General features: G+C 72.7%; 3 protein-coding genes and 2 pseudogenes. All 5 read left to right on the forward strand.

What is annotated here, in order from left to right; translation table 11 throughout:
• Positions 1 to 76: 76 nt before the first annotated feature.
• Positions 77 to 4,228, forward strand: a pseudogene (locus AB0O00_RS22130) (amino acid adenylation domain-containing protein); the annotation flags it as partial.
• Entirely contained in the window at positions 4,215 to 5,906 is a 1,692-nt protein-coding gene (locus AB0O00_RS22135) for an NAD(P)/FAD-dependent oxidoreductase (protein WP_363654320.1), read from the forward strand. The pseudogene AB0O00_RS22130 and the gene AB0O00_RS22135, both read left to right, overlap by 14 nt.
• A 20-nt stretch (positions 5,907 to 5,926) precedes the next feature.
• A complete protein-coding gene (locus AB0O00_RS22140; RefSeq protein ID WP_363654322.1) occupies positions 5,927 to 7,567 on the forward strand; it encodes an NAD(P)/FAD-dependent oxidoreductase in 1,641 nt (546 codons plus the stop codon).
• Between the two features lie 74 nt (positions 7,568 to 7,641).
• On the forward strand, positions 7,642 to 8,637 hold the full coding sequence (locus AB0O00_RS22145) for an NADP-dependent oxidoreductase (RefSeq protein WP_363654324.1): 996 nt from the start codon (positions 7,642 to 7,644) through the stop codon (positions 8,635 to 8,637).
• Between the two features lie 144 nt (positions 8,638 to 8,781).
• Positions 8,782 to 9,186 (forward strand): annotated as a pseudogene (locus tag AB0O00_RS22150) (hypothetical protein); the annotation flags it as partial.

Genomic DNA, 9,186 nt, shown 5'->3' on the forward strand with positions numbered 1-9,186 from the left:
TGAAGTTGAACAGCCCGCTGGTGTGCTGCAGCAGCATCCGCACCGTGATCCGCCGGTCCAGCCCGAAGCCGGGCAGGTGGTCGCCGAGAGCTTCGCCGCCGCCGTCGCCGCCGTGCTGCGGGTCGGCGCCGAGCGGATCGACGCGGACACCCGGCTCGGCGCGCACGGCCTGGACTCGCTGCTCGCCATGGAGCTGCGCGCCCGCGTGCTCGGCGAACTCGGCGTCGCGCTGCCGGTGGTGGCCCTGCTGAGCAACGGTCCGGTCGGCGAGCTGCTGGACCTCCTCCACGACGGCCTCACCGGCCTGGCCGCCGACGACGGCACGGCCGAGCGCGCGGCCGTCGACCTGCACACCGACGAGCGCTGCTACCCGCTCACCCACAACCAGAAGGCGCTCTGGTTCCTCAAGCAGCTCCACCCCGACGGCTTCGCCTACAACATCGGCGGCGCCGTCGAGGTCCGCACCGCGATCGACCCGGAGCTGTTCGCCGAGGCCTTCCGCGCCGTCGTCGCCCGCCACCCCGCGCTGCGCGCCGCGTTCACCGCGGAGGAGGGCCGGCCGGTGCAGCGGATCCGGGACGAGGCGGTCGTCGACACGGCGCTGGTCGACGTCGAGGGCCGGCCCTGGGCGGAGATCCAGGACCTGATCGTCGCGGAGTACCGCAAGCCGTACGACCTGGAGCGCGACCCGCTGGTGCGGCTGCGGATGTTCCGGCGCGGGCCGGCGCACTGGGTGCTGATGAAGGCCGTCCACCACATCGTGTCGGACGCGATCTCGACGTTCACCTTCATCGAGGAGCTGTTCGAGGTCTACGAGGCGCTGACGGCGGGCCGCCCGCCCGCGCTCCCGCCGGTGCCCGCCCGCTACCTCGACTTCCTCAACCACCAGAACCGCTTCCTGGCCGGCCCCGAGGCCCGCCGGATGCTCGACTACTGGCGCGGCCACCTGCCCGCCGAGGTGCCGATCCTCAGCCTGCCCACCGACCGTCCCCGGCCGGCCGTGCAGACGCACAACGGCGCGTCCGTCTTCTTCCGCCTCGACGCCGAGCTCAGCGCCCGCGTGCACGAGCTGGCCCGCGCGCACAACGCGACGCCGTTCATGGTGCTGCTGAGCGCCTACTACCTGCTGCTGAACCGCTGGTCCGGGCAGGAGGACATCATCGTCGGCAGCCCGGTCACCGGGCGCACGCAGGAGGAGTTCGGCTCCGTCTACGGCTACTTCGTCAACCCGCTGCCGCTGCACGTGAGCCTGGCCGGGGAGCCGACGGTGGCCGAGCTGCTCGGGCGGGTCCGGCAGACGGTGCTCGGCGGGCTGGACAACCAGGAATACCCGTTCGTGCTGCTGGTCGAGCAGCTCGGGCTCCAGCACGACCCCAGCCGCTCGGCGGTGTTCCAGGCGATGTTCATCCTGCTCACCCACAAGGTCGCCGTCGAGCGGGCCGGCTACCGCCTCGACTACATCGAACTACCGGAGGAGGAAGGACAGTTCGACCTGACGCTGTCCGCCTACGAGGAGGCCGCGGACGGCTGCTTCCACTGCGTGTTCAAGTACAACTCCGACCTCTTCGACGCCTCGACCGTCGAGCGCATGGCCGGGCACTACCGCAACCTCGTGGACGCCATGACGCGCGCCGCCGCCGAACGGCCCACCGACCGGCTGCCGATGCTCGGCGACGACGAACGACGGCTCGTGCTGGGCGAGTTCAGCGGCTCCGGACGCGTCCTGGACCACGACGTGCCGCTGCCCGAGCTGTTCGCCAAGGCCGCCGCCGAACGCCCCGAGGCCGTCGCCGTGGTGGCCCCCGGCCTCGCGGGCCCGGCCGGGGCGAGGCGGTTCACGTACGCGGAACTCGACCACCGCTCCCAGCGCGCGGCCCTGCGGCTGCGCGAACTCGGCGTGCGGGAGGGCTCGGTGGTGGCGGTCTGCCTGGCCAAGTCGCCCGAGCTGATCACCACGCTGCTCGCGGTCTGGCGGGCCGGCGCCGCCTACCTGCCGCTCGACCCCGGGCACCCGGCCGACCGCCTCGCCTACCAGGTCTCCGACGCGGGCGCCGTCCTCGTCGTCGTCGACCAGGAGCACCCGGCCCCGGCCGGGCTGCCCGCCCCGCTGGTGACCCTGGAGGACCTGGCCGGGCCGGCGCCCGAGGGGGCCCCGCTGCCCGCCGCCGACCCCGACCGGCCCGCCTACGTGATCCACACCTCCGGCTCGACCGGCCGCCCGAAGGCCGTCCGGGTGGCCCACCGCAGCCTCGCCGCGGTGGCCGCGGGCTGGCGGGCCGAGTACCGCCTGGACACCGACGTCCGGGTGCACCTGCAGATGGCCGGCGTCTCCTTCGACGTCTTCACCGGCGACCTCGCCCGCGCCCTCGGCTCGGGCGGCACGCTCGTCCTGGTCGACCGCGAGCTGCTCTTCGACCCCGCCCGGCTGTACCGGACGATGCGCGAAGAGGCGGTGGACGGCGGCGAGTTCGTCCCGGCGGTGGCCCGCGCGCTGCTCGCGCACTGCGAACGCGAGGGCCTGCGGCTGGACTTCCTGCGGCTGCTGGTCGTCGGCTCCGACCTCTGGAAGGCCGGCGAACACGCCCGCCTGCGCGCCCTGTGCGGCCCGGACACCCGGCTGGTCAACTCCTACGGCCTGACCGAGGCCACCGTGGACAGCACCTACTTCGAGGGGTCGGTGGAGGCCCTGGAGCCGGGCCGGATGGTGCCGATCGGCCGGCCGTTCCCCAACAGCGAGCTCTACATCCTCGACCGCCACGGCGAGCCGGTGCCGCCCGGCGTGCCCGGCGAGCTGTGGATCGGCGGCGCGGGCGTGGCCGACGGGTACCCGAACGACCCCGGGCAGACCGCCGAGCGCTTCACCACGCTCGACCTGGACGGCCCGAAACGGCTCTACCGCACCGGCGACCTCGGCCACTGGGACGCCGGCGGCACCGCGCACCTGCTCGGCCGGATCGACAACCAGGTGAAGGTGCGCGGCCACCGGATCGAACTGGGCGAGATCGAGGCCCAGCTGGCCGACCGGCCGGACCTCGCACAGGTCTGTGTGACGATCCGTCAGGATTCTGGCGGGGAGGCCGTCCTGTGCGCGTACTGCGTCCCGGTGGACGGCGCCGGGCTGGACCGCGGCGAGCTGCGGCGGTACCTGTCCGAGCGGCTGCCCACCTTCATGATCCCGTCCTGGTTCACCGAACTGCCCGCCCTGCCGCTGACGTCGAGCGGCAAGGTCGACGTCGGCGCGCTGCCGGAGCCGCGTGTCGAGACCGGCGGCGAGCGGCACGAGCCGCCCGTCACGCTGTACGAGACGCGGATGGCCGCCCACTGGGAGGCGCTGCTGGGGGTGGCCGGGGTCGGCCTGCAGGACGACTTCTTCGAACTCGGCGGCAGCTCCATCCGGTTGATCGAGCTCATCCACCACCTGCGGACCGAATTCAACATCGGCATCCCGGTCGGCCGGCTCTTCGCGGTCACCACCCTGCACGGCATGGCGCGCGCCGTCGAGCAGATCATCACCGGCGAGGTGGAGGGCGCCGAGCCCCACCTGTGGTTCAACCGGGCCGCGCCGCCGGAGCGGACGGTGTTCTGCTTCCCGCCCGCCGGCGGGCACGGGCTGGTCTACCGCCAGCTCGCCGCGCACCTGCCCGGCCACCGGATCGCCGCGTTCAACTACCTCTCCGGCGACGACAAGGCGGCCCGGTACGCGGACCTCGTCGAGGCGCTGCACGAGGACGGTCCGTACGCCCTGCTCGGCTACTCGCTCGGCGGCAACCTCGCCTTCGAGGTGGCCAAGGAGCTGGAACGGCGCGGCCGTGCGGTGAGCGCCGTCGTCGTCCTGGACTCCTACCGGATCGCCGAGGCCTACGCGCTGGGCGACGAGCACCTCGCCGCGTTCGAGCGGGAGCTCCACGAGCACCTGCACCGGCACACCGGCTCGACGATCGTCGCCCGGGAGACCATCGAACAGGCCCGGGACTACCTGGAGTTCTGCAGCCGCACGCCCAACCTGGGCGCCGTCGCCGCCCCGCTCACCGTCGTCTGCGACCGCGAGCAGCTCGCCCTCCACACGGGTGACGCGGACGGCTCGTGGCAGGGCGCCTCCGCCGCCGGTACCACCGTGTTCGCCGGGCACGGCACCCACGCCGAGATGATGGACGCCGAATTCGCCGCCCTGAACGCCGAGTTGGCGCGCACGATCCTGGGCGGGGGCGCCGTCGATGGCCACGCCTGACCGCGGCCCGGACTGGACCGCCCGGGAGCGCCCTCCCGGCGGCCCGCCCCGGGTGATCGTCATCGGCGCGGGCATCGCGGGCCTCGCTACCGGCTGCTACGCGCAGATGAGCGGCATGGAGACGCGCATCTTCGAGAAGCACGTGCTGCCCGGCGGCTGCTGCACCGCGTGGTCGCGCGACGGCTACCTGTTCGACTACTGCATCGACTGGCTGATCGGCACCGCGCCGGGCGCCGGCGGCCACCAGGTGTGGCGCGAACTCGGCGCGCTGGACGGCAAGTCGGTCACCGAGTTCGACGTCTTCAACCGCGTCGTCGACGAGCACGGCCGGGCCGTCACGTTCTACAACGACCCGGACCGGCTCGAACGGCACCTGCTGGAGACCTCCCCGGCCGACGCGCCGCTGATCCGCTCCTTCTGCAAGGACTTCCGCCGCTTCGCCGCGCTCGACCTGCCCTGGGAGGTCACGCCCCCGCCACTGCGGACGGCCGCCCAACGCCTGCGCACCGCACGCGCCGTCCTGCCCGCCTTCCGGCTGTTCTGGCGCACCGCGACCACCCCGATGCGCGGCTTCGCCGACCGCTTCCAGGACCCGCTGCTCCGGCGGGCCCTGCCCAACATGTTCCTCCAGGAGCCGGCCGGCTTCCCGCTGCTGCCGTACCTGTACACCCTGGCCGCCGCGCACAACGGCAACGCGGGCTTCCCGCAGGGCGGTTCGCTCGGGCTGGCCCGTTCGGTGGAGGAGCGCTACACCTCGCTCGGCGGGGTGGTCGGCTACCGCCGCCGGGTCGAGCGGATCCTGGTCGAGGACGGCCGGGCGGTCGGGGTGCGGCTGCGGGACGGCAGCACGCACTACGCCGACCACGTGGTGTCGGCGTGCGACGGCCCGACCACCGTCGACCGGCTGCTGGAGGGCCGCTGGACCAGCCCGACGACGGACCGGCTCTACCGCGAACTCCTCGACCGCCCGGGCAACTTGTACCCGGCCGCCGTCTCGGTCTTCATCGGCGTCGACGGTCCGCTCCCGCCCGGCGAGGCGCACAGCACGACGTACCTGCTCACCCCCGAGGAGGGCGCCCGGCTGCCCGGCGCGCTGCAGGACAGCCTGGTCGTGCAGCAGCGTTCGCAGTACGGCGACGGTTTCGCGCCGCCGGGCAAGTCGATCCTGCACTGCATGTACTTCAGCGACCACGCCTCCTGGAAGTCCCTGCGCGCCGCCGACCGCCGCGCGTACCGCGCCCGGAAGCAGCAAGTCGCGGATTTCGTACGGGAGTTCCTGGAGCGGACGCACCCGGGGCTCGCGTGCCGGATCGAACTGCTCACGGTCGCCTCCCCGGTAACCACCGAGCGGTTCACCGGCAACACCTACGGCAGCATCCTCGCCTGGCAGGCGTTCTCCGAGGCCGAGGACGCCGCCAACCGGCTGGTCAGCAAGGACCGGATGCGGCTGCCCGGCCTGCGCGGCTTCTCGATGGCGGGCCAGTGGGTCGGTATGGGCGGCCTGATCCGGGCGGCCACCAGCGGGCGCTTCGCCGTCCAGTACCTCTGCCGCGAGCTCGGCCTGGAGTTCCGGGCCTGGCCCAGCGACAACCAGGAGCCCTGGCACCCCGGCAAGTGGGGCCGGGTGCCGAGGCTCGACCGACCCGAGGCCGTGGAAGCGGTGGGAGCGACGGAATGACTCTGACGACCAGGCCGAACATGGTGATCGTGGGCGGCGGCCTCAGCGGCCTGTCGACCGGCTGCTACGGCCAGATGAACGGCTACCGCACCAAAGTCCTGGAGATGCACGAGATCCCCGGCGGCTGCTGCACCGGCTGGGAGCGCGGGGAGTTCACCTTCGACCCCACGATCAGCTGGCTGCTCGGCAGCGGGCCCGGCAACGAAATGCACCAGATCTGGCTGGAGTTGGGAGCGCTCCAGGGCAAGCAGATGCGCAACTTCGACGCCTTCAACGTCGTGCGCGGGCGGGACGGCCGGGCGGTCTACTTCTACTCGGACCCGGACCGGCTGGAGGCGCACCTGCTCGGCCTCTCACCCGCCGACGCCCGCCCGATCCGGCAGTTCTGCGGCGACCTGCGCCGGTTCCGCCGCTGCCTCACGCTCTACCCGTTCCTCAGCCCGGTCGGGCTGATGAGCCGCTGGGCGCGCTACCGGATGCTGGCGTCGTTCATCCCGTACTTCAACATGATCCGCCGCTCGCTCGGCATCCTCATGACGGACTACTCGCAGCGGTTCCAAGACCCTTTGCTGCGCGAGGCGTTCAACTTCATCCTCTACGAGAAGCACCCCAACTTCCCCGTGCTGCCGTTCTACTTCCAGCTGGCCGCCCACGAGGGCCTGTCGGCCGGCGTACCGGAGGGCGGTTCGCTCGGGCTGGCCCGCTCGATCGAAGACCGGTACAAGCGGCTCGGCGGCGAACTCCTGTGCAACACCAAGGTGGTGGAGATCCTCGTCGAGGAGGACCGCGCGGTCGGGGTGCGGCTGAGCGACGGGACGGAGATCCCGGCGGACGTCGTGGTGTCGGCCTGTGACGGCCGGGCGACGGTGATGGACCTGCTCAAGGGCCGCTACCTGAACGACACCTACCGCCGCCTCTACACCGAGTGCATCGACCAGCGCGACCAGGTCTTCCCCGGCTACGTCGCCGTCTTCCTGGGCCTGCGCGAGCCGTTCCCGGTCGGCGACCCGTGCACGACGTACCTGCTCGACGAGGAGCTCGCCGGCCGGCTCACCGGGGTCCGGCACCCGAGCATCAACATCCAGTTCCGCAGTCGCCATTACCCCGAACTGTCGCCGGCCGGCACGGGCGTCGTGTTCGCCAGCTACTTCAGCGATATCGCCCCCTGGCGGGCGCTGAGCACCGGCCCCGAGCAGGCCGCGCGGATCCGCCGCGGCGAGGAGCTGCACACCCTGCCGGTCGGGCGCGGCCGGGAGTACCAGCGGGAGAAGCGGCGGGTGCGCGACGCCGTCATCGAGCTGCTCGAACGCCACCACCCCGGGATCCGGGACGCGATCACCGTCAAGGACGTGTCGACCCCGCTCACCCAGCTGCGCTACACCGGCAACTACGACGGCTCGGTGCTGGGTTGGCAGCCCTTCGTGGAGAGCGGCGAGACGATGGAGGAGGAGATCAAGCGCAACGGCCCGGTGCTGCCCGGCCTGCGCGACTTCTACCTCTCCGGGGTCTGGGCCACCACCGGCGGCCTGATCCGGGCCGCCGCCTCCGGCCGGCACGTCATGCAGTTCATCTGCCACGACGAGGGCCGCCCGTTCACCGCGACCGTGGACGACATCGCGCCGCCGCCCACCCATCTCGTCGACCGTGTCGGCCAGTTCTGAGGAGCACACCTGTGGTTCGGATCGAGAAGTGGATCGTCCGCGAGCACGTCGAGGGCGTGCCGGACGTCGAGCGGATGTACGAGAAGGTCGTCGAGGACGTCGACGTCCGGCTCGCGCCGGACGAGATGCTGTTCCGCACCCGGTACGTCTCGGTGGACCCGTACCTCCAGGGCATCACCCTGGACACGCCCATCGGCGACCACGCGGGCGGCGACTCCGTGATGGAGGTGGTCGAGGCCGGGCCGCGGGCGCGGTTCGCCGTCGGCGACCTCGTGCACGGCTTCGGCGGCTGGCGCAGCCACGTGATCGGCACCGGCGCGGCGACGCCGTGGCAGACCGGGACGTTCCCGATGGTCTTCCCCGAGTACCGGCTGCTCGACCCCGCGCACTACGACGAGGCGCTGCCGCTGTCGACGGTGCTCGGCATCATGGGCGGCTCGGGCATGACGGCGTGGGCGACGGTGACGAAGTTCCTGGAGATCAGGCCGGGCGACACCGTCGTGGTCGGCGGTGCTTCCGGGTCGGTCGGCTCGCTGGTCGGCCAGCTGGCGCGGCTGCGCGGCGCCCGGGTGGTCGGCACCACCGGCTCGCCCGCCAAGGCGGCCCGGCTGACGGAGCTGGGCTTCGACGCGGTCGTGCTCTACCGCGACGGGGACGACCCCGAGCGGCTGCGCGAGGACCTGGGCAAGGCGGCGCCGGCCGGCGTCGACCGGTACTTCGACAACCTCGGCGGGACGCTGACCGACGTCGTGTTCACGATGCTGAACATCGACAGCCGGGTCGCGGTGTGCTGGCAGTGGGCCAGCCAGGTCGGCGGGGACTGGACCGGGCCGCGGCTGCTGCCGATGATCATGTTCCCGCGCACGGTGATCCGGGGGATCTTCGCGCCGGAGTGGTTCACCGACGAGAACTGGGCGGGCCTGCGGGAGGAGGTGGGCGGCCTGGTGCGGCGCGGCGAGATCGCCTACGAGCAGACCCTCCACCGCGGTTTCGACGGCATCCCCGCCGCGTACCGCAGCCTGTACACCGACCGGGCGGGCAGCCGGGGCAAGGTGCTCGTCGAGCTCTAGGTTCCACCACCCGGTCCGTCGAATCCGAACGGGTTTTCCCGGGGGCGGCGTTGGCGGATCCGGGGACGTGAGGCTATGCTCCCCGACGATGACGACTCACTCCTCTCTCAGGTTGGAGGTCCCGTCCGCGCAAGGTGAGTGCTGATGGCCACTCACTCCGCGAACCGGGATCCCCGTCTCCTCCGCTGGCTGCGCGTGCGCGAGTTCGCCGTGCCGCCCTCCATGATCGAGTCCGCGACCGCCCGCCGCCGCACCGGCGACTGGGCCGGGGCGTGCGCCGCCGCGCGGCTCGACGTCGACCTCGACCTCAAGGCCGCCGGCCGGGCGCACGGCCGCGCGTTCGTCGATCAACTCCGTGCCGACCTGCGACGGTTGGCGCCCGACCTGCTGCGCTGGCACCTGCCCAGGACCGCCCCGGACGGGCTGCTGCGGCCCGGCCTGACCATCCCGCTCGCCCGCTACGCCGGCACCGGGCGCGACGGGCGGAGCCCCGTGCACCTGGTGGTCCGCACCCCGCCCGCGTGGGCGGAGGGCGGCCAGCGGATCAGC

The organism is Kitasatospora sp. NPDC093558 (assembly GCF_040683475.1).
Taxonomy (GTDB): Bacteria; Actinomycetota; Actinomycetes; order Streptomycetales; family Streptomycetaceae; genus Kitasatospora.